At 64.2% G+C, this 16,827-nt stretch carries 20 protein-coding genes; 9 read left to right on the top strand and 11 right to left on the bottom strand.

Translation table 11 applies throughout. From position 1 onward, the window contains the following. Positions 1-74 precede the first annotated feature (74 nt). Complete coding sequence (locus KY389_RS12625) at positions 75-794, top strand: hypothetical protein (RefSeq protein ID WP_219831354.1); 720 nt, start codon at positions 75-77, stop codon at positions 792-794. Further along, positions 791-1,126: a hypothetical protein gene (locus tag KY389_RS12620; RefSeq protein ID WP_219831353.1), complete on the top strand. Its 336-nt coding sequence runs from the start codon at positions 791-793 to the stop codon at positions 1,124-1,126. The genes KY389_RS12625 and KY389_RS12620 overlap by 4 nt, the downstream gene beginning before the upstream one ends. Positions 1,127-1,166: 40 nt before the next feature. On the opposite strand, the gene KY389_RS12615 is transcribed toward KY389_RS12620, so the two are convergent. The 10 genes from KY389_RS12615 to KY389_RS12570 all read right to left on the bottom strand — a co-directional run bounded on the left by KY389_RS12615 (position 1,167) and on the right by KY389_RS12570 (position 6,996). Then, complete coding sequence (locus KY389_RS12615; RefSeq protein ID WP_219831352.1) at positions 1,167-1,661, bottom strand: RES family NAD+ phosphorylase; 495 nt, start codon at positions 1,659-1,661, stop codon at positions 1,167-1,169. A gap of 6 nt (positions 1,662-1,667) precedes the next feature. Beyond that, positions 1,668-2,018, bottom strand: a complete 351-nt coding sequence (locus KY389_RS12610; protein WP_219831351.1) for an MbcA/ParS/Xre antitoxin family protein — start codon at positions 2,016-2,018, stop codon at positions 1,668-1,670. Positions 2,019-2,078: 60 nt separating this feature from the next. After that, the gene (locus KY389_RS12605; protein WP_219831350.1) at positions 2,079-2,783 is read right to left on the bottom strand and encodes a pyridoxal-phosphate dependent enzyme; all 705 of its coding nucleotides are present in this window, start codon (positions 2,781-2,783) and stop codon (positions 2,079-2,081) included. Further along, positions 2,780-3,751: a site-specific DNA-methyltransferase gene (locus tag KY389_RS12600; protein WP_219831349.1), complete on the bottom strand. Its 972-nt coding sequence runs from the start codon at positions 3,749-3,751 to the stop codon at positions 2,780-2,782. The genes KY389_RS12605 and KY389_RS12600 overlap by 4 nt, the downstream gene beginning before the upstream one ends. Next, positions 3,744-4,535, bottom strand: a complete 792-nt coding sequence (locus tag KY389_RS15745; RefSeq protein WP_219831348.1) for a ParB/Srx family N-terminal domain-containing protein — start codon at positions 4,533-4,535, stop codon at positions 3,744-3,746. Before KY389_RS15745 ends, KY389_RS12600 begins: the two co-directional genes overlap by 8 nt. 237 nt (positions 4,536-4,772) lie before the next feature. Further along, complete coding sequence (locus KY389_RS12590) at positions 4,773-5,303, bottom strand: DUF6362 family protein (RefSeq protein WP_219831347.1); 531 nt, start codon at positions 5,301-5,303, stop codon at positions 4,773-4,775. Continuing rightward, positions 5,300-5,671: a hypothetical protein gene (locus KY389_RS12585; protein ID WP_219831346.1), complete on the bottom strand. Its 372-nt coding sequence runs from the start codon at positions 5,669-5,671 to the stop codon at positions 5,300-5,302. Before KY389_RS12585 ends, KY389_RS12590 begins: the two co-directional genes overlap by 4 nt. 4 nt (positions 5,672-5,675) lie before the next feature. Then, a complete protein-coding gene (locus KY389_RS12580; protein WP_219831345.1) occupies positions 5,676-6,539 on the bottom strand; it encodes a helix-turn-helix domain-containing protein in 864 nt (287 codons plus the stop codon). Next, the gene (locus KY389_RS12575; RefSeq protein ID WP_219831344.1) at positions 6,536-6,730 is read right to left on the bottom strand and encodes a hypothetical protein; all 195 of its coding nucleotides are present in this window, start codon (positions 6,728-6,730) and stop codon (positions 6,536-6,538) included. The genes KY389_RS12580 and KY389_RS12575 overlap by 4 nt, the downstream gene beginning before the upstream one ends. After that, complete coding sequence (locus tag KY389_RS12570; protein WP_219831343.1) at positions 6,730-6,996, bottom strand: helix-turn-helix transcriptional regulator; 267 nt, start codon at positions 6,994-6,996, stop codon at positions 6,730-6,732. Before KY389_RS12570 ends, KY389_RS12575 begins: the two co-directional genes overlap by 1 nt. Positions 6,997-7,318: 322 nt before the next feature. Between KY389_RS12570 and KY389_RS12565 the strand changes: the two genes are divergently transcribed. From KY389_RS12565 to KY389_RS15465, 3 genes are all read left to right on the top strand, one after another. Continuing rightward, a complete protein-coding gene (locus KY389_RS12565; protein ID WP_219831342.1) occupies positions 7,319-7,912 on the top strand; it encodes a hypothetical protein in 594 nt (197 codons plus the stop codon). Between the two features lie 212 nt (positions 7,913-8,124). Continuing rightward, positions 8,125-9,357: a tyrosine-type recombinase/integrase gene (locus KY389_RS12560; RefSeq protein ID WP_219831341.1), complete on the top strand. Its 1,233-nt coding sequence runs from the start codon at positions 8,125-8,127 to the stop codon at positions 9,355-9,357. Positions 9,358-9,504: 147 nt separating this feature from the next. Further along, a complete protein-coding gene (locus KY389_RS15465; protein WP_246588110.1) occupies positions 9,505-9,711 on the top strand; it encodes a hypothetical protein in 207 nt (68 codons plus the stop codon). 132 nt (positions 9,712-9,843) lie between these two features. Here the strand turns inward: KY389_RS15465 and KY389_RS12550 are convergent, their stop codons facing one another. Next, positions 9,844-11,109 carry a DNA cytosine methyltransferase gene (locus KY389_RS12550; RefSeq protein ID WP_219831340.1) on the bottom strand — a complete coding sequence of 422 codons (1,266 nt, stop codon included), beginning with the start codon at positions 11,107-11,109 and terminating at the stop codon, positions 9,844-9,846. A gap of 147 nt (positions 11,110-11,256) precedes the next feature. Between KY389_RS12550 and KY389_RS15890 the strand changes: the two genes are divergently transcribed. From KY389_RS15890 to KY389_RS12530, 4 genes are read left to right on the top strand one after another with little or no spacing between them, the layout of a single operon-like run. Continuing rightward, positions 11,257-11,475, top strand: coding sequence for a helix-turn-helix domain-containing protein (locus KY389_RS15890; protein ID WP_425517195.1), 219 nt, complete (start codon positions 11,257-11,259; stop codon positions 11,473-11,475). Further along, a complete protein-coding gene (locus KY389_RS12540) occupies positions 11,462-12,553 on the top strand; it encodes a restriction endonuclease, SacI family (protein ID WP_219831338.1) in 1,092 nt (363 codons plus the stop codon). The genes KY389_RS15890 and KY389_RS12540 overlap by 14 nt, the downstream gene beginning before the upstream one ends. An 11-nt stretch (positions 12,554-12,564) precedes the next feature. Further along, positions 12,565-14,553: an ATP-dependent nuclease gene (locus KY389_RS12535; protein WP_219831337.1), complete on the top strand. Its 1,989-nt coding sequence runs from the start codon at positions 12,565-12,567 to the stop codon at positions 14,551-14,553. Then, the gene (locus KY389_RS12530) at positions 14,550-16,409 is read left to right on the top strand and encodes a UvrD-helicase domain-containing protein (RefSeq protein WP_219831336.1); all 1,860 of its coding nucleotides are present in this window, start codon (positions 14,550-14,552) and stop codon (positions 16,407-16,409) included. The genes KY389_RS12535 and KY389_RS12530 overlap by 4 nt, the downstream gene beginning before the upstream one ends. The last annotated feature ends 418 nt before the right edge of the window (positions 16,410-16,827 follow it).

The raw sequence follows: 16,827 nt of genomic DNA, 5'->3' as shown, positions 1-16,827 counted from the left end.
CAGTGGATTGGGTGTTGCTCCGTACCGCTGGTCGAGCCTGAGTGAGACCGCAGCCAGCGAGAAAGGAGCACCCCATGCCCGCCAAGCTTCACCCCGCCGACGAGGCCGCCGCCCGGATCATCGCCCGCGCCCAGCGCTTCGAGATCGCGCTCTTCCAGGGGCAGGGGCGCTACGCCAAGGCCGAAGCCCCGACCCTGCCGCAGGCCCGTGAGGTTGCCGCCCGGCTTGAGGCGCAGATCGCCAATGGCAAGCGCGCCATGATCTACGCGCTCACCCCCGAGGGCCGCTCGGCCCTTGTCACCGACGCCACCCAAACCGCCATGGAGACCAGCGAGATGCAGATCTACACCAAGAAGTTCAACGCCCGCCGCGCCGCCCAGCGCGCCGGCATCCCCGACGACCGGATCGAGGTTCTGCGCACGCCCAAGGGCTATATCTGGCGCGACACTGGGCCGAAAGCGCCGGCCCCGGCCGAGGCTAAGGCGGCGCCCAGCGCTGAAGCCGTGCCCACGGCGCCGAAACCGGCCGCGGTCAAGCGCAAGCGGATCGATTACGACAAGCTGGAAGCCGAGGCGCACAAGGGGCATCTGCCCGAGCCGCCGGACTTCTCGGCGCCGACCCACGCCCGGTTCCGCAACAAGCTCGCGAAGCTGATCGAGCTTGCCGGCGCGGGCGACATCGTCGCCCTGCGCGCCGTCGAGATCAACCCGGTCTCGTCCAGCCCGAAGGCAATGGCCCGCTATCGCGACCTCTGCGTGATCGCCCTTGAGGCGCGGGCGGAGGCGGCAGCGTGAAGATCACCCGCAGCTTTGAACCCGGCGATCGGTATCGCTACGATTTCGGCATCTGCAGCCCGGCGCGCGGCTGGGCGCAGGTCGACACCGCGCAGGATGCTTCGTGGTTCGGCACATGGGCGTCACCCGCCGAGCGCACGATCCTCAACTATGCCGAGGGCGACGTGACCCGGCAGGTCTGCGAGAGCGACGAGGAGTTCGCGCAGGCGCTGCGCGATCTCGACCAGTGGAACCGCGATCATGGCTATGGACCGGCGAGGATTGACCCGGGGTTGGACCCGGCGCTGAAGGCGGCGTTCGAGCGGTTGGGGCTGGGGGACATTCTGCATTGAAGGCACTGGCCCTTCGGGGTGTCGTCACCCGGATACCCCGTCAGCCCAGGCGCCCCTCATCATCCACCAGCCGCAGCCGCGTGGGCAACTCTGCCCCCCAGACCCAGAGCACGAGGTTCATATCGTGCTCGGTTGCGCCCTTGGCATAGGAGCGTACCTGCATCCCGGCATAACCCGCGGTCTTCAGCCTTTCGGCCAGCCTCTGGGTCGGCGCCTTGCCCTCTGCCAGCATTTTCAGGCGCCAGTCGTCGGCGGCGAGTTGCCCAGCTGTGATTCCTTCCGCATCCAGCGCCGCGGGGTCCGTCGCGTCAAAGATTGGCCCGATCTCGGCCTCATAGGCCACCAGCGTAGTGGGTTGCAGCGTGCCGATCTGGTTGGCCTCGCGGATCGCGGTCATCACGCTTTGCGAGGTGTAGAGCGCGGGCATCCCCCTGGGATTGAACCGCCCACCGTAGCGTCGCGCCCCTTCGCCCGACATCGGCTCGCGCGCATAGACCGGGTTCAGCGCCCGATAGAGAAGGCCGACATAGTGCATGCGGCGTCAGGCGTGCACGCCGGCATCCACGGCGTCGATATAGTCCATCACCTCGGCCGCGCGTCCCTCGCGCACCAGCTGCATGGCGGTCAGCCCGCCGAACCCGGCCAGTGGCTCCGAGCGATACCAGGCATAGGCGATCAGCGCCGAGCCGAAGCGCGGCTCCACCCGGTTCAGGATCTCGACCATCTCGCGCAGGCGCTTCTGGGTCTTCGGGCTCTGAACCCTATCAGCGCGCATGAGCGCGTCGCGGCCAAGCCCGACCGTCCGCGCCACCTCGTCCTTGGTGGTGCGCAGCGCAGCAGCGATGCGGCCCGGGGCAAAGACGCCGTTTTCGGCGAAGGATTCGATCTGCATGGCGGGCTCCACAATCTCTGACGCAATATAGCGACAGAGAGCGTGGCAAACAAGGACACCTCAGCTTCGTGCTACTGGAGCCACGTTCCAGAACACCGCTTGCCCGGGCCGATGGCGTGCCAGGCACACCTCCCAAGCCTTCGCGTCATAATGCGGATCGCTGGGAAAGGGCGGCGTGAGCTTCGCCACCTTCCCGAAGGCCAGCGGATAGCGATGCACCTGCGCGCCGGCGACCTCGCGCGGGGTGAGATCGCGGCCGACCTGCACGACATGGCGGCGGGCACTCGGCCAGGCGGCGGCGAGCCCGCGCGCCAGCACGCCGGAACCGGCAGCGCACCACACCTCTTCGGGATCGAGCCGTGTCGCTCGCGCCGCCGCGGCGATGGCCTCCACCGCGCCGGGGATTTCCGCGCCGAAGGGGATCAGGAAAGCACCGGTGTTCCGGCAGTATTCCTTCGCGCGCGCCTGGACGACCGACAGATAGCCGGGCGACACTGGCACGACTTTGGCACCCAGCCGCGCGGCTTCCAGCGTCCGGGCATGGGGCTTGGCGCGCTGGGCCACGAAGATCGTCGCCCGCTTCCCCAGCGCCCGGGCGACGGTTGCGAGCGCCGTCTGCGCGCCGCCCTCCGCGGGGCTGGCATAGACCGCCTCGTCGGCGCAATCGAACACCCGGCCGATATAGCGGGCCTTCGTGCCGCCCGGGAACAGATCGTCGCGGATCACCATGATTCCGCGGTGCGTCTCCACGATCGGCGCTGTCATGCCTCTGGCTCCTCGGTCGCGGTGTCGTCTGCGGCCACCTCGATTTCGCCGAATTCCACCGGCCCACAGGCCTCGGTCGCGCGCTTCGGATCGCCCTTCACGAACACCATGACGTTCTGATGGGTGCGGCCCAGCTTGCGCGAGGCCGCGAACTGGCGCCCAGCACGCACGGGCAGCGAGCCCACCGCCTTGGCGAGGATCGCGTCGTTGTAGAACCGCGCGCCGGCAGCCTCGAAGGCCTCGACCGTCCGGCCGGGAAGGTTGACGAAGCAGCCGTCGCTGTCGCGCACATCGCCGATCACCCAGACCGCGAAGCGATCCTCGCGCAACCGGGCGACGGCGGCGGCGATGATCCGGGCATAGGATTCGAAGAAGGCCTCCTTGCCCATGGCTGAAAGATCGGCGGGGTCGTCGGAATACTGCTCGAGGTTCCAGTAGGGCGGGCAGCTGAACACCAGATCAGCCTCGATGCCGTCGGCGATGGCGGCCAGATCGCGGCTGTCGCCACAGACCCAGCGCGGCGCGGGATCGCCGGCCAGGTCAAGCTGGGCCTCGTTCGCCGCCACCTGTTCGGCGCGCAGTTCGACCCCGAAGTAGCCCCGGCCCAGGCGCGAGGCGACGATCCCCCGCACGGAGCCGCCGGCGAAGGGATCGAGCACCATGCCGCCCGGCGGGCAGAACCAGCGATAGGCGATCTCGCAAAGGACCGGATCGAAGATCGAGGTGCCCGAGGCGGTGGGCGCTTCCGAGGCCTCGTAATGCTCGGCGAGGAATTCCTCCGTGGTGAGCTCCCGGCCCAGTTCAGCCTCCTTCGCGCGCTTCTTCGCATAGAAGCTCGGATCGCCCGAGGTGTGCGAGGGCATCAGCACCCCGCCATTTGTGGCGCTGCCAGTCCCGGCGCCCTCGCCGACGACATGCTTGCCGCGCATCAGATCCTGCCCGAAGGTGCGGGCGTAGCCTTTAGCCATCTGCCTGCACCTCCTTGGCCTTCACCTTCCTGGCGGGGCGCTTGCCCTCCTTGCGGCGGTAATGGTCCATGTCCTTGTTGATCGGGGCGGGGTCTTTCGTCCCCATCCCGGGCACAGCCGGGAAAGGCTTCTCGGCCGACCAGTTCCGATCGAGCGGGCGGGGGCTGCCGCCGGGGGCCGCACCGCGGCCGAGTTCCGAGCGAATGCCCAGATCGATCCACGCGCGCTTGCGATCCTGCCACCAGCCCTTGCGCGCATCGAGGATGCTGAAGGGCGGCACCCCGAAGCGTTCGGCCAGGGCGCCGGGGGCCGAGGCGCCGGAGTTTGCGCCGGCGTCAAGCCCGGCCCCCTTGCCGGATGGGATGGGAGTGCCATCCGGGTCTTCAAAACCTGCAAGGATTTCATCGAGGGCGGCCTCGTCGAACCCCAGCAGGTCGAGATCGAAATCCTCCTCGCGCAGCGCAGCCAGTTCGGAGCGCAGAAGCTCGTCATCCCAGCCGGCATTCTCGGCGATGCGGTTGTCGGCGATCACCAGCGCCCGGCGCTGGGCCTCGGTCAGATGATCGAGTACAATCACCGGCACGATATCGAGCCCCAGCTGCTGGGCCGCCATCAGCCGCCCGTGCCCCGCGATGATCACGTCATCCTCGCCGATCAGGATCGGGTTGGTGAAACCGAACTCGGCGATCGAGGCCGCGATCTGGGCCACCTGATCGCCGGAATGGGTGCGGGCGTTGCGAATGTAGGGGATCAGCCGGTCAACCGGCATGTCGGTGATCTGCATTTCTCCCCCATCTGGCTGCGTGCGCACGGCCGCGCGCACCTGCGCACCCCGCAATGCGCACCCGGGGTGCGAACCCCGATTTTTCCTTTGACGCTAGCGGATTAACGCGCTTCCGCCCCCCGCATACGCCCAGGCCCGGGAAGAACCTTCGCCGGGCGGAGCGTCCGCGGGGGGCGATCAAGGCGCCCGATTGTGAGGCCGATTGGGTCGGGGTCAGTGCCCGCACCCTCTCTCAGCCTATCCCTTTTTTGCCGCAAAACCGGTGCGGATGTCGCGCCCGAAGTTCAACGCATCCTGCCCGTTGTCCTGCGCTTCAGTGCGGGATTCGCGCGGTCGGCTGCCGGGCTTTGCGACGGCCTCTTGCGCAGCCCTTTTCTTTGCCCCTGTTTTCGCTTGCTTTTCCAGCTTCTTCGAAATGGTCACGAGCGCAGCCACCCAGCGCCGCCAGGCGGTCGATCGTACCACCCCGGCCCGAATGCAGATCTGCTTCCAGCGCATGTTCTCGGCCCGAAGCCAGACGATCCGGGCATCCTCAGGGTCCAGCCACAACAGCCAGTCGAAGCATTCCTCCATCCGGCTGATCGCCGCGGCGCTGGGCACCACCCGCATCGGTTTGCCCTCGTCATAGCCATAGGCCTGTTTCGGGTCGCGGACGACCTCGGGCCAGGCGGAATGGAAGCCGCGCGGCCGATCCTTCTCGGGCAGGCGGCGCAGGGTCAGGGCTGCTTCTTCGAGGCGATCCTCGATCTCGCGGGGGCTCAGCGTCATGCCTGCTCCTTTCGCTTTGGCTCGCGCCTTGCGCCGGGCATGGGCATACTGGTGAGTTGCGCGGCGTGCTGGGCCATAAACCGGCGGCTCGCGAAGATCGGGTTGGCGATCGCAAGCAGATGTCCGGGCGTGGGCGCGAACTTGTTCTCGGCCCTGCGCCAGCCGGCACAGGCGGCGTCGATGATGTCTTCAGGCAAATGGCCGAGGTCTTCCAGCCAGTCCTCTGCCACGCCCTTCCGCACATCCTCTGGCAAAGGCTGCTGTGGATAGTGCCCGATCAGCCGGGTCACAAGTTGCGCGATCCGTTCGGGCTTTGCCGGGGTGAGCGAGGCAAGAAGGAGCTTCGCCACGGGGCGGATCAGGTCCACCTCCTCAGGCTTCGGGGTCTGCCTGTTCAGACCTTGCCCGATTAGCTTTCGCAACAGCAGCGTCCCAGGCATCGCGGTGATCGCGGGCAGCGGATGTTCCTTGCTTGGCTTTTCGGCGGGGAGGTGCAGCGTCATGGGTATCGTCTCCGGAATGGTTCAGGGGTGTCAGGCGTCGATCCCGCCGCGCGATGATCGCGGCAGTGAAATACGCCCAGCTTCGGATGGGCTCGGATCGGGCAGTCGCGGTTTTCGCGGCAATCACCGGCAGGATGTCGGCGATCAGATCGCAGCCGGCCTCGAGCCAGCGATCGATCTCCTGGGCAGAGAGGGCGAGGGGGCCGCTCTCCGACCGGTCAAGGCCCGGGCCTGCCACCGCAAGGCAGGCCAGATGAGGAAGAGGGTGGTCGCGTAAAGCAGAGTCCTTTCGTATCTTTGACGTATCAAGGGCGGCCACTGTGACCGGGGGGTGCGGCCACTGTGGCCGGTTGGCAGGCGGCAAATCTGGCCGGTTGTCGCCATTGGCCGGTTGTCTTGAAGGGCCCGGCTCGCCGGGCTCCTCCTCGCCGTCGATCATCCCGGGCGGCGCCGGTTTGCGGGCCTCGAAAGCTGCGAGCAGGATCATGTCCGACTGCCGCGATCCGTTGCCGCGGCGCCGGGCGATCCGCCGGATCACGCCGCGCGCATCCATCGCCGCCAGCACCCGACGCACAGTGCGTTCGCCCAGCGCGGTCTGGTCGGCCAAGGTTTTCTGCGAGGGCCAGCTCACGCCGTACTCATTGGCGTAGTTCGCCAGCACCAGCAGGATCACCTTCTCGGTGACGCTGTGAACGGGATAGTCCAGCGCCCATGTGATCGCCTGGACACTCATAGCGCGGCTGTCACGGTCAGGCGCTTCACGATCGCCTCCATCAGCGCGATGCGCCTGTCGGCATCATCCTGGCGCATCCGGCCGGCCCGCACCCGGCGCCAGTAGTACTGCCGGCGAAGGTCAAGCTCGCGCTGGGCCTCGGCGATCAGATCGGCCACGGGAAACCGGCCCTCGGGGGTGATCCGTCCCATCAGAGCCCTCCACGCCGGGTTGCAACGGCCCGGTGCTGGCCGGTCTTGCGGGCCTCCTGATCGCGCAGCCAGTCGCGCACGGCGGCCTTGCGGTAGAGCACCTTCCGGCCCACCCGGACGCAAGGCGGGCCGACCCGGCGGGTCTCCCAGCGCTGCAGCGTGTCGACCGAGAGCGTGAGCTCCTTCGCGAGCGCCGCGCGATCGAGCCAGCCGTCGAGCAGCGGGCCGTCTTCGAGGTGCTCGGTTTCCAAGCTGTTGTTCTGCATGTGCTTCTCCTGTTCAGGCACCCCGGCGATCGGGGCGCGGTTGATCGGTGCGCAAACACAAGCACACCGGCCTGACCGGCACGGAGGCGGAAACCGGCAGAAACCAACGGGGAAATTATGCCGGTCGGCAGCGGCCGGCTCACGGCCGCGTCAGACCGGCCGAAAAGGGTTGATGAAGGGAGAACAAAAGTGCAACTTCCGGGTGAGCACACACCCAAGTGAATCGCCTGTGACCACTCCGCCCGGCCGGGCAGGGGCCCGGTGCCGGCTTGCCGGTCGCCCGGGGTCAGCATGGCGGCACCAGCGTGAAAGGAGGCAGGTCATGGCGTTTCCGCCGCAGTATTTCTTCACCCTCATGGAGGCGGCTGGTCGTCTCGGCTGCACACCTTCGCAGATCGTGGATTGGGCCATTGCCGACGAGATCGATCTTGTCGCGACGATTGCGCCTGTGCTGATTGGCGAGGAGGAGATCGGCGGGCTGATGAGCGTTGCCGGAAGCGAGATTCGTCCGCTATTCCGCTCGGTTGGCCGGGCCGAGAAGAAGGTCTGCGTCCGTTCCGTGCGGCCACAGGGCAGCACGGAATGGCGGCTGATCGCGTCGCCCGCCAAGGGCGTCAAGCTGACCGCCGGTGATATTCTGATCACCGCCAGCGAGATTGACCGGTTCGAGGCCGCGCATGGCATCAGCCGACGCACCAATGTCGGCCCCGGCGCCCCCTCCCGATACGATTGGGACGGCTTCTACATCGCGCTGAAGAAGCGGGTCTTCACCCACGGTCTGCCGCCCCGCCAGAAAGACCTGATCGACGAGATGCAGGAGTGGTTCATCCAGACCTCCGACACCGGCGAGGCCCCCGACGAGAGCACGATTCGCCGCCGGATACGCGCCGTATGGCAGGAACTGCACCCGGAATGATCGTGGCTCAACCTGCGCCCAGCGCCCTTGATCCGACACCCCGCCGAGCGCGCAAGCCTCTGGCGGGGTTTGATTTTGGGTTTTCGTGACCCTGACCGGCAGAATTGCCGATCTGGTTTCTGCCGGTTTCCGCCTCCGCGCCGGTCCCTCGCAAAGAGCAGGTTGCTCCCCGCCGAATCAGGTTGCTCAGTCGGCGAGATGGGAGAACGCACATGAACACACGTCTGACCGAAAGGGTTGTGAAGGCTGCCGAGGTGGGCAGCCGGAAGTATGTCATCTTTGACGAGGACTGCGCGGGCTTCGGCCTCTGCGTCTACGAGAGCGGGCGGAAGGCATTCGTGCTGATCTACCGCACTGCCGGGCGTCAGCGGCGGTTCACGATCGGCGGCTGGCCCGCCTGGTCCGTCACCGCCGCGCGCGACGAGGCGAAGCGGCTAAAGCGCGAGATCGATCGCGGCGATGATCCGCTCGATGAACGCAAGGCGGCGCGCGGGGCGCCGATCGTCAAGGATCTGGCCGCGCGCTATATCGAGGAGCACCTGCCGAAGCTCGCGAAGACCAACGCCTCGGACCAGATCGTCATGCTGGAACGGCTGGTGCTGCCGCATTGGGGAAACCGCAAGGTCGCCGACATCACCCCGCATGATGTCGACAAGCTGCTCACATGGGTGGCGGAGGGCCGGGCGCGGCCGTCGAAGGCCCAGCCGAAGACAAAGCGCAAGAAGCCCCTGCAACCATCGAGGCCCACGCCCGTGCGCGCGAACCGGGTGGGCGAGGTGCTGCGGAAGATGTTCAACCTCGCCATCCAGTGGCGCATGCGCACCGACAACCCTGCGCTGGGCTTCCGCAAGCGCCCGGAAACCGCCCGAGACCGCTTTCTGTCGATGGAAGAGATCAACCGGCTGGCCGATGCGCTCGCGAACGATCCTGACCAGCGCGGCGCCTCGATCATCCGGCTGTGCATGCTGACTGGCGCCCGGGTGGGCGAGGTCCGCACTGCCACCTTCGACCAGTTCAACCTTGACCTCGCGATCTGGACCAAGCAGGCGGCATATACCAAGCAGCGCCGCATCCACCGCATCCCGATCTCGCCCGAGGCTGTGGCGCTGGTGCGCCTGCGCCGCGAGGCGGTGCCACCCGGCTGCCCCTTCCTCTTCCCCGGCGATGTCGAGGGCCAGCCGGTGCAGGAACTCAAGCGCTTCTGGGCCCGCATGCGCGAGGTGGCCGATATCCCGGACGTGCGCATCCACGACCTGCGGCACACCTTTGCCTCGCTGCTGGTCTCGGGCGGCGCCTCGATCGAGATGATCGGCAAGCTCCTCGGCCACACACAGATCGGCACCACCCAGCGCTACGCCCACCTGATCGAGTCCCCGCTGCGCGCCGGCGTCAACGCGGTAGGAGAGATGCTGCGGCCGCGGCTGAAGGTGGTCGATTGCGGGTGACAAGATCGCTTGCAATCGCCGCATTTGCGCGTGATGCTCAACTTCGGAGATCTGAGCCAGCTGATCCAGTTCAATGCCTGACCGACTGTCTCGAGAAGAACGCAGCGCCCATAGCGCCGCACCCGTAAGAATGACACGAAGCGAGAAATGGCGGTGCGGCGTGTCGCGCATCTCCTTGGCTACAATTTCCGTTTGCATCGAGCTGAACTCCCCGGGACGCCCGATCTTGTGTTTCCGAGATTGCGCAGGATGATTTTCGTGCTCGGCTGCTTCTGGCATCAGCATGGATGCAGCCTCGAACGTGCTCCGAAGTCGCGGCTCCTCTACTGGCTATCCAAGCTCGAGCGCAACTAACAGCGCGACTCGCAGGCCATGGCGAGCCTGAAGCATCTTGGGTGGGATGTTCTCGTGATTTTGGAATTGCGAAATCTCAGCGGAAGATGCAATAGTACCTTGCGTTGCCTCCTTCCTGGCCGGCGGCGACGATCAATCTACGGTTGGGGCCGAGAGCAGGGGCAGCTCGGTGGCAGCTGAGTCGCCCGGGCTCTTCTTTCGTGCGGAGAAACGGCCCTCTCCCGGATGATCCGCATGATCCCCGATCTGCTGCCGATACTTCGCGGGGAGAGGCCCGAGCGGCTCCGGCTTCGGTACTGGGCTGCGTACAGGCGGAATTAGTTTGAGAGGTCCAAGGCGGCTCTTGTCGCGAAGGAGTTGCCGCCGGATTTCCCTTGCGAGGACCTCTGCAAGGAGGGACGGCACGGCATTGCCCAGCATCCTCTGCACGTCAGTCCGGCCACAGTCGAACTCAAGCCCCTCCGGAAAGGTTTGTAGGCGGCACATCTCCGTACTGGATAGCTTGCGGTTGCACCAGTGGAAAGGTCCGATCGCTGACCCCGGCTGCGCTTGGATCGTCCACGAGGGTTGGTCCTTCGCCAGCTTCAGCAGGAAGCTCCAATAACGTGTGCGCCATCCGAATAGCTGAGATCCGCCTCCACGAGCGGTGTGCCAAAGGTAGTTCTGGCCTTCCGGAATTGTTGGGAGCAGGTCGCCCCATTTGCCGCCAACTGCGAGCGAAGATTCATTCGGCATGCGGGGCAGATCGCCGATGGCGTCCCACGCCGTGCGGAAGGGCTCGCGCGCATCAATGAGGCTGAACTCGCTTTTGGAACAATGCGTGGGCGCCGGAAACTGAAACGGAATGCCCTCCCGGCTTCCGATCAAGAAGGCGCGCTCTCGGATTTGCGGCACTCCATATTGCGCCGCGTTGAGCACTTTCCAGGTGACAGTGTAGCGGGTGCCCGCTTCGCGGTTGATCTGCTCGATGCCTTCAAGCAGATACCGCAAGCCTTCGTCCTTACCCTTATAGACAAGGCCGTAGACGTTCTCGAGTAGGAACGCCTTCGGCCGTGTGTCCCGCAGTACGCGAAGATAGGCTGTCAACGTATCCGCGCGCGGGTCGTCGAGCCGCAAGGCATCGCCATTGACCCAATAAGACGACTTCGAGAAGGGCTGGCAAGGTGGCCCGCCGATCAGCACATCCGGCTCGCCCGCACGGAGACCGGCCTTCGCCAATATCGCCTCCGATGAGATGTTGTGGATATCGCCTTCGAGCAGCGCCCATTCCGGGCGGTTGAGGCGCACCGTTCTGCACGCGACCGCGTCCAACTCGACGGCCGCCGCCGTCTCAAATCCGGCAGCCTCAAACCCAAAATCGAGGCCACCAATTCCAGTATACAGGCTAATCGCGGTCAATCGGCGTCTAGCCACCCTACGTCTCCCTACAAAGTTTGGACCGAATCATCGTAGTATGCCCACCATGCAGTAGTCTAGGGCAGGATAATTGTATTGTCAATACAAACTCGTGAGGAATGCGTGCTGCGGGTCAAACTTCGTGAAGCAATGGAAACCTACCGCCGCCGTACCGGCGAGCGCATGACGTACGAGCTTCTCGCTAAGCGAACCGGCCTCGCGCGGCCGACGATAGAGTCTCTTGCTTCCCGCGACGGCTACAACACGCGGCTCAGCACAATCGAGAAAGTGTGCCGCGTTCTGGGCTGTCAGCCAGGCGATCTTCTCGCGTTGACGGCCCCAGAAGATACACAAAATGAAAATCAATAAGAACATAGCCGCACGAATCGTGCGCGAGGAGGCCGAGAAGTCCAAATCCGGTCCGATAGACGCCGCTTGGACAGAAAAGGTGGAGCAGCTTTCCCGCCTTTGTGCCGACGGGGTCTCTGCCACTCACATCGCATTTCTCGCGACGGCAATTCTCGCCAAGGCCGTCGATCGCCGCGCTGATCTCTTCGCGATCAAGCCGAAACACGCGCCGGGCAACACCAACGCCTTCTCAGCCCGAAGTCTTTGCCACAGCGTCATCGTTCCGCTCGCGGCCGAGCTGGGATTCAGCATTGGCGTTACGGGCAGGGAGCCGCTGAACAATCAGCCTTACTTCCGGATGACGCGCCTCGGCGACGATACGCCCGTCCATCCCGGCGGCAGGGCGGCGTTCGACTACATGGTGGCGCTTGTTCGCGAGTTGGCCGCGTTCAGAGCGGAAGCGCCGGCGCGCGAAGCCCTCCGCGCTTTTATCGCGGTCCGCCGCCGCTATCAGCCGCGCTACACCGATTATGACGAAGGCGCCAGCGTCACGCCCGATCGCCTTGTTCAGGCAATTGTCCGCCTTGTTAGCGACGACTCCGAGGGAGGCCGCAGGGCGCAAGCCGTCGTTGCCGGGCTAATGGACGTTTTCGCGGGGACGGGTAGGGTTGCGAGCGGCAGGATAAATGACCCGAGCCGCAAGCATCCAGGCGATGTCTGCGTGCGTTCAACCGCTGATCCCAAGGTCTGGGAGAAGGCGATCGAGGTTCGCGACAAGCCGGTTACGATGCACGATGTGCAGATTTTCGGAAAAAAATGCGTGGATATGGGAGTCCGCGAAGCAGCTGTCGCAATGGTTTCGCCCCTGCAGGAGCCGCTTGATGCGGTAGCGCTGCAGGTATGGGCCAATCGGTTTGGCATCGGCCTCACTCTCTTCCACGGCTGGCCCGCCTTTGTAGAGCAGACGTTGTTTTGGAGCGCAAGGTCCAAGCCTGAGGCTGCAAACCAGGCGATCGAGTTCATTCACCAGAGGCTTGTCGCTGTCGAAGCGTCGCCCAACGCAGTCGCACTCTGGAAAATGCTTGTTCGCGCGGGCTGAGGAAAGCTGTCATGAAGATCGAGAAGCTTACACTTAAGAATTTTCGTTGCTTTGGCCCGCATGGAACGAACATTAGGCTCAAAAATGCGGTGACCGCTTTTGTTGGCGCAAACGGCTCTGGTAAGACCGCCGCCTTTCAGGCGCTATCGCGTCTATTCAGTGTCACGTCGGCGCAGCGCGCGGTGCGGCGGCAGGATTTCCACTTACCAGCCCGCCAGCATGAGCTTCATTCTGGAACGACCCTGTCAATCGAGGTTGTGTTCTCGTTCCCAGAGCTGGAGGGCCTTGAGGAAGAGGATGCGGAGGACGCGGTTCCAGAATTCTTTCTGCAGATGGCTGCTTCCGCGCCGGGCGCGCCGCTCAAGGCAAGGATGAGGCTTCAGGCGACCTGGACCGACGACGGCACGCCGGACGGCAGCATCGACGAGGATCTCCGGTGGATCACGACGCTCGAGAACGAATTCGAGTGGGACGAATGCAAGCGAGTACAGGCCGTGGAGCGCGGCTCGATCCAGTTCATCTATGTTCCGGCCGCCCGCGACGCGGCGGCGCAAGTGACGGCGTTGCTCAAGGGTCGGCTGTGGCAGGCGGCGAGATGGTCAAGCGAATTCCGCGACAGTAGCGCGGCAAGCGCCCAAAGGATTCAGCGGCAGTTCGAGGGCGAGAGGCCCGCAGAACTTATAATAGAGCGGCTCACAAAGCGCTGGCGGCAGGTCCATGAGGCAGATACCGATACAACGCCGGTCCTCCGCCTGATCGAGAGCCGGTTTGAGGAGCTGGTCCGCAAGGCGGAGTTCGCGTTTTCTCCCGACGAGGCCGGGCAGGAGCGAGCGCTCGCGGACCTCAGCGATGGGCAGCGTTCGCTCTTTCATATCGCTCTTACTGCGGCAATTCTGGAAGTCGAGAAGGACGTGTTCGCGCAGGCTGCCGACGAAAGCGCGTTCGATCAGGACAAGCTGCGGCGGACCAGCCTCACCTTCCTTGCGATCGAGGAGCCGGAGAACAGCCTTTCGCCCTTCTTTCTCTCGCGCATCGTCGCGCAGGCGCGGGAAATCGGCGCGCTCGCATCCGCGCAGGTAGCCCTTTCAAGCCACTCGCCGGCGATACTCAGTCGCATAGAGCCGGAGGAGGTGCGCTATTTCCGCCTAGACCGCACACGTCGGCGCGCCAATGTCCGGCGGATTACGATGCCGGAAGGCGATGACGAGGCAAGCCAGTATGTGCGGCTCGCCATCAGGGCCTACCCGGAGCTTTACTTTGCCCGCTTCATCATTCTTGGCGAAGGGGATTCCGAGCGCCTTGTGATCCCGCGCATCGCCGACGCGATGGGCGTTCAGCTCGACCCGTCATTCGTGCCCATCGTGCCCCTCGGCGGACGGTATGTCAGCCACTTCTGGAGGTTACTCGATGATCTTCGCATTCCCCATGCGACCCTGCTGGACCTTGATCTCGGCAGGGCGCACGGCGGCGCAGCGCTTATCGCCGATGTCGTCGCAAAGCTCGGGGAAATTGATAACGACTTGAGCGAGAACTCCCTCGTTGAAGCTGGCACGATCGATGTCGATGCCATGGATGATCTGAAGGACAGCGATCTCCTGACCGAAGCCGAGGACAATAACTGGCTACAAGCGCTCAAGGAGGAGGGAGTGTTTTTCTCATTTCCCCTGGATATCGATTTTGCGATGCTCAGCGCCTTTCCGGAAGCCTATCAACACCCCAACCCTGGGGGGCGTGGTCCGCGCGGCGGCGCCGAATCCCTCGGGGACAAGAAAGCCGTTATCCTGAAGACCGGGGGCGATCCCGATCTCTATAACGACAATTATGACGACGAATTCAAATGGTATCCGTACCTCTTTCTGAGCAGAAGCAAACCCGAGACGCATATCGCCGCGCTTGCGCGCATCGAGAAAGACGATCTTGCCGACAATGCACCGACAGAACTCAAGGCGCTTGTTGAGCATGTGAAGCAGGCGCTTGGACTTGAGGACGTCGATGAATGAGCTTGGTGCATCCTGAAGACTGGAGGCCGCAAGGCATTGACTACCTAGAGCCGCGCGCATGGGAAGCGCTGCGGCAGACGGAGAGGAGCGTGCTGGTCACGGCAGGCGCGGGCGCGGGAAAGACAGAATTCCTTGCGCAGAAGGCGACCTATCTTCTCCAGACCGGTCGTTGCCCTGCACCCAAACGCATACTTGCGATCAGCTTCAAGCGCGATGCGGCACGCAATCTCGCGGAGCGGGTAGTCAGGCGAAGTCCGCCCGAGCAGGCGCGGCGCTTCAACTCCTACACCTTCGACGCATTCGCGAAGAGCTTTCTGGACCGGTTTCGTGCGGCGGTTCCCGACGCATATCGTCCCCCTGCGAACTACCGGATCGCAATGCCACGTCGGCAGGATTACCGCGAATTTCTGGATAGGCATGAATTCCACGGCATCAACGCCGACCAACTCGAGCAAGCGGTAGCCAGGGCGCGATTGCCGGTGTCCGATGAGGGCTCGGATCTACGGCGCGCGGTCGCCGCGTACTGGCGCGCGCAGTACAACGAGCCGGACGATGTTCTGCTCTCGTTCGCGATGATCAACCGGCTTGTCGAATACCTGATCCGGGAAAACCCTTCAATTCTGAAGGCACTGCATCTCACCTATCCTGTCGTGTTTCTCGACGAGTTTCAGGACACCACCTTTGCGCAGTTCCAGCTCCTGCGCACTGCGTTTGACGGCAGCGATGCCGTCTTCACGGCAGTTGGCGACGACAAGCAGCGGATCATGGTCTGGGCCGGAGCGATGCCAGATGCCTTTGCGCAGTTCGAGCAGAACTTCGGTGCGAAGCGCATATCTCTGATCTGCAACTGGCGCTCGCATGAGGACCTCGTGCGCATTCAGCACGTCATCGCAAGCAGGATCGATCCCAACGTCGAGGAGCCGGAAGCGCGGGCCGACCGGCTAGTGGGCGGCGACGTTGCCGCCATTTGGGAATTCGAGACGGAGGAGGAAGAAAGCGATTGCCTCGCGCGATGGATCGAGCGCGAGGTGCGGGCGGCCAACGTCGAGCCTCACGATGTGGCAATCCTTGTGCGTATGCGTGCCAATGAAGTTGAGGGCCAGCTCTCCGCTGCCTTTGAGGAGCAGGGACTCAGGCTCCGGAATGTCGCGCGCAACGTAGGCGATATCGCCATTCAGGACCTGCTTGGCGAAGACCTGGTGCATATTCTCTTGCGGCTGTTGCGCCTCGGCGCCACCAGTCGGAGTCCCGATAACTGGAATGCCGCTCTGCTCGATTTGCAGTTTCTTGAAGCCGTCGATCCCGCCGACGAAACGGGGCAGCAGCTTCTGCAGGGGCGCCTTCAGACTTTTGTGCGCGAGATGCGGCGAACCCTGAGAGAGCTTGATCCTGTCCCTGAATCCGCGGCGGAGGCCGCGCAGGCGGCGCTCGATTTTATTGGAGCCGAAGTCCTGCGGCGGGCCTTTCCCTCTTACCGGCGACGGCCCGACTTCGATCGCGTCTGGAACGGGTTCACGGCGCTCCTCCAAGTGTCCCTCCAGAATGCGCAATCCTGGTCAGGCGCTCTCGACGAGTTCGAGGGTCTCGGCCAGATCGCCCTGATGACAATCCACAAGAGCAAGGGACTTGAGTTCCACACGGTCATTTTCTACGGGCTTGATAACCAGACGTGGTGGAGCCTTACGCCCAATCGCCTCGAAGAGCTAAACTCTTTTTTTGTGGCCTTCACACGCGCGAAACAAAGGGCGTTCTTCACTCTGTGCGCTGAGCGCGGCCGGCCTGTTACATGGATCGAGAACCTTTTGGCTCCCGCGGGGAGTCGACGTGTCACGGCAGCAGACTTGATTGATGAGTAACGGGTACGTCCGGCGGGACAGCATTGGGCTCTCCTCGCGTTTCATCCGGAGCCCCTACCTCGATAAGGCAGCCTAAGGGTTTCTGCCGTCCAAGGGCGTTCCTATGCGCAAACACACGAACGCAAGCGCGGCCAGTAAGGGCGCTTCGGGTCAACAATAGGTCAACCTGTGTATCTGTTTCGCTCTCCGTCTGACGCTCCCGATTGCGGTTCGATGCGGATCAATGCGGCGGAAGTTGATTACAGATCAAGGGTTTAATAGCTTAACCGACTGAAATCAAGGGAGAAGTAATCTTCCGTGGGTAGGGGCTCATAACCTGAAGGTCGTAGGTTCAAATCCTGCCCCCGCAACCAGAATTCTGAAAAAATACAGCCTCTTAAGAGCCTCCCGATCGGGAGGCCTTTTGCGTTCCGCGCCG

The sequence above is a fragment of the Paracoccus bogoriensis genome (assembly GCF_019431455.1).
Classification (GTDB): domain Bacteria; phylum Pseudomonadota; class Alphaproteobacteria; order Rhodobacterales; family Rhodobacteraceae; genus Paracoccus; species Paracoccus bogoriensis.
Note: the sequence above shows the minus strand (reverse complement) of the source record. Positions and strands in the feature narration are given on the sequence as shown.

Excerpts from the sequence above, each read along its gene's own strand:
- KY389_RS12625 (WP_219831354.1), top strand. The coding sequence starts at position 75 with ATGCCCGCCAAGCTTCACCCCGCCGACGAGGCCGCCGCCCGGATCATC.
- KY389_RS12615 (WP_219831352.1), bottom strand. The coding sequence starts at position 1,661 with ATGCACTATGTCGGCCTTCTCTATCGGGCGCTGAACCCGGTCTATGCG.
- KY389_RS12610 (WP_219831351.1), bottom strand. The coding sequence starts at position 2,018 with ATGCAGATCGAATCCTTCGCCGAAAACGGCGTCTTTGCCCCGGGCCGC.
- KY389_RS12605 (WP_219831350.1), bottom strand. The coding sequence starts at position 2,783 with ATGACAGCGCCGATCGTGGAGACGCACCGCGGAATCATGGTGATCCGC.
- KY389_RS12600 (WP_219831349.1), bottom strand. The coding sequence starts at position 3,751 with ATGGCTAAAGGCTACGCCCGCACCTTCGGGCAGGATCTGATGCGCGGC.
- KY389_RS15745 (WP_219831348.1), bottom strand. The coding sequence starts at position 4,535 with ATGCAGATCACCGACATGCCGGTTGACCGGCTGATCCCCTACATTCGC.
- KY389_RS12590 (WP_219831347.1), bottom strand. The coding sequence starts at position 5,303 with ATGACGCTGAGCCCCCGCGAGATCGAGGATCGCCTCGAAGAAGCAGCC.
- KY389_RS12580 (WP_219831345.1), bottom strand. The coding sequence starts at position 6,539 with ATGAGTGTCCAGGCGATCACATGGGCGCTGGACTATCCCGTTCACAGC.
- KY389_RS12575 (WP_219831344.1), bottom strand. The coding sequence starts at position 6,730 with ATGGGACGGATCACCCCCGAGGGCCGGTTTCCCGTGGCCGATCTGATC.
- KY389_RS12570 (WP_219831343.1), bottom strand. The coding sequence starts at position 6,996 with ATGCAGAACAACAGCTTGGAAACCGAGCACCTCGAAGACGGCCCGCTG.
- KY389_RS12565 (WP_219831342.1), top strand. The coding sequence starts at position 7,319 with ATGGCGTTTCCGCCGCAGTATTTCTTCACCCTCATGGAGGCGGCTGGT.
- KY389_RS12560 (WP_219831341.1), top strand. The coding sequence starts at position 8,125 with ATGAACACACGTCTGACCGAAAGGGTTGTGAAGGCTGCCGAGGTGGGC.
- KY389_RS15465 (WP_246588110.1), top strand. The coding sequence starts at position 9,505 with ATGGCGGTGCGGCGTGTCGCGCATCTCCTTGGCTACAATTTCCGTTTG.
- KY389_RS15890 (WP_425517195.1), top strand. The coding sequence starts at position 11,257 with ATGGAAACCTACCGCCGCCGTACCGGCGAGCGCATGACGTACGAGCTT.
- KY389_RS12540 (WP_219831338.1), top strand. The coding sequence starts at position 11,462 with ATGAAAATCAATAAGAACATAGCCGCACGAATCGTGCGCGAGGAGGCC.
- KY389_RS12535 (WP_219831337.1), top strand. The coding sequence starts at position 12,565 with ATGAAGATCGAGAAGCTTACACTTAAGAATTTTCGTTGCTTTGGCCCG.
- KY389_RS12530 (WP_219831336.1), top strand. The coding sequence starts at position 14,550 with ATGAGCTTGGTGCATCCTGAAGACTGGAGGCCGCAAGGCATTGACTAC.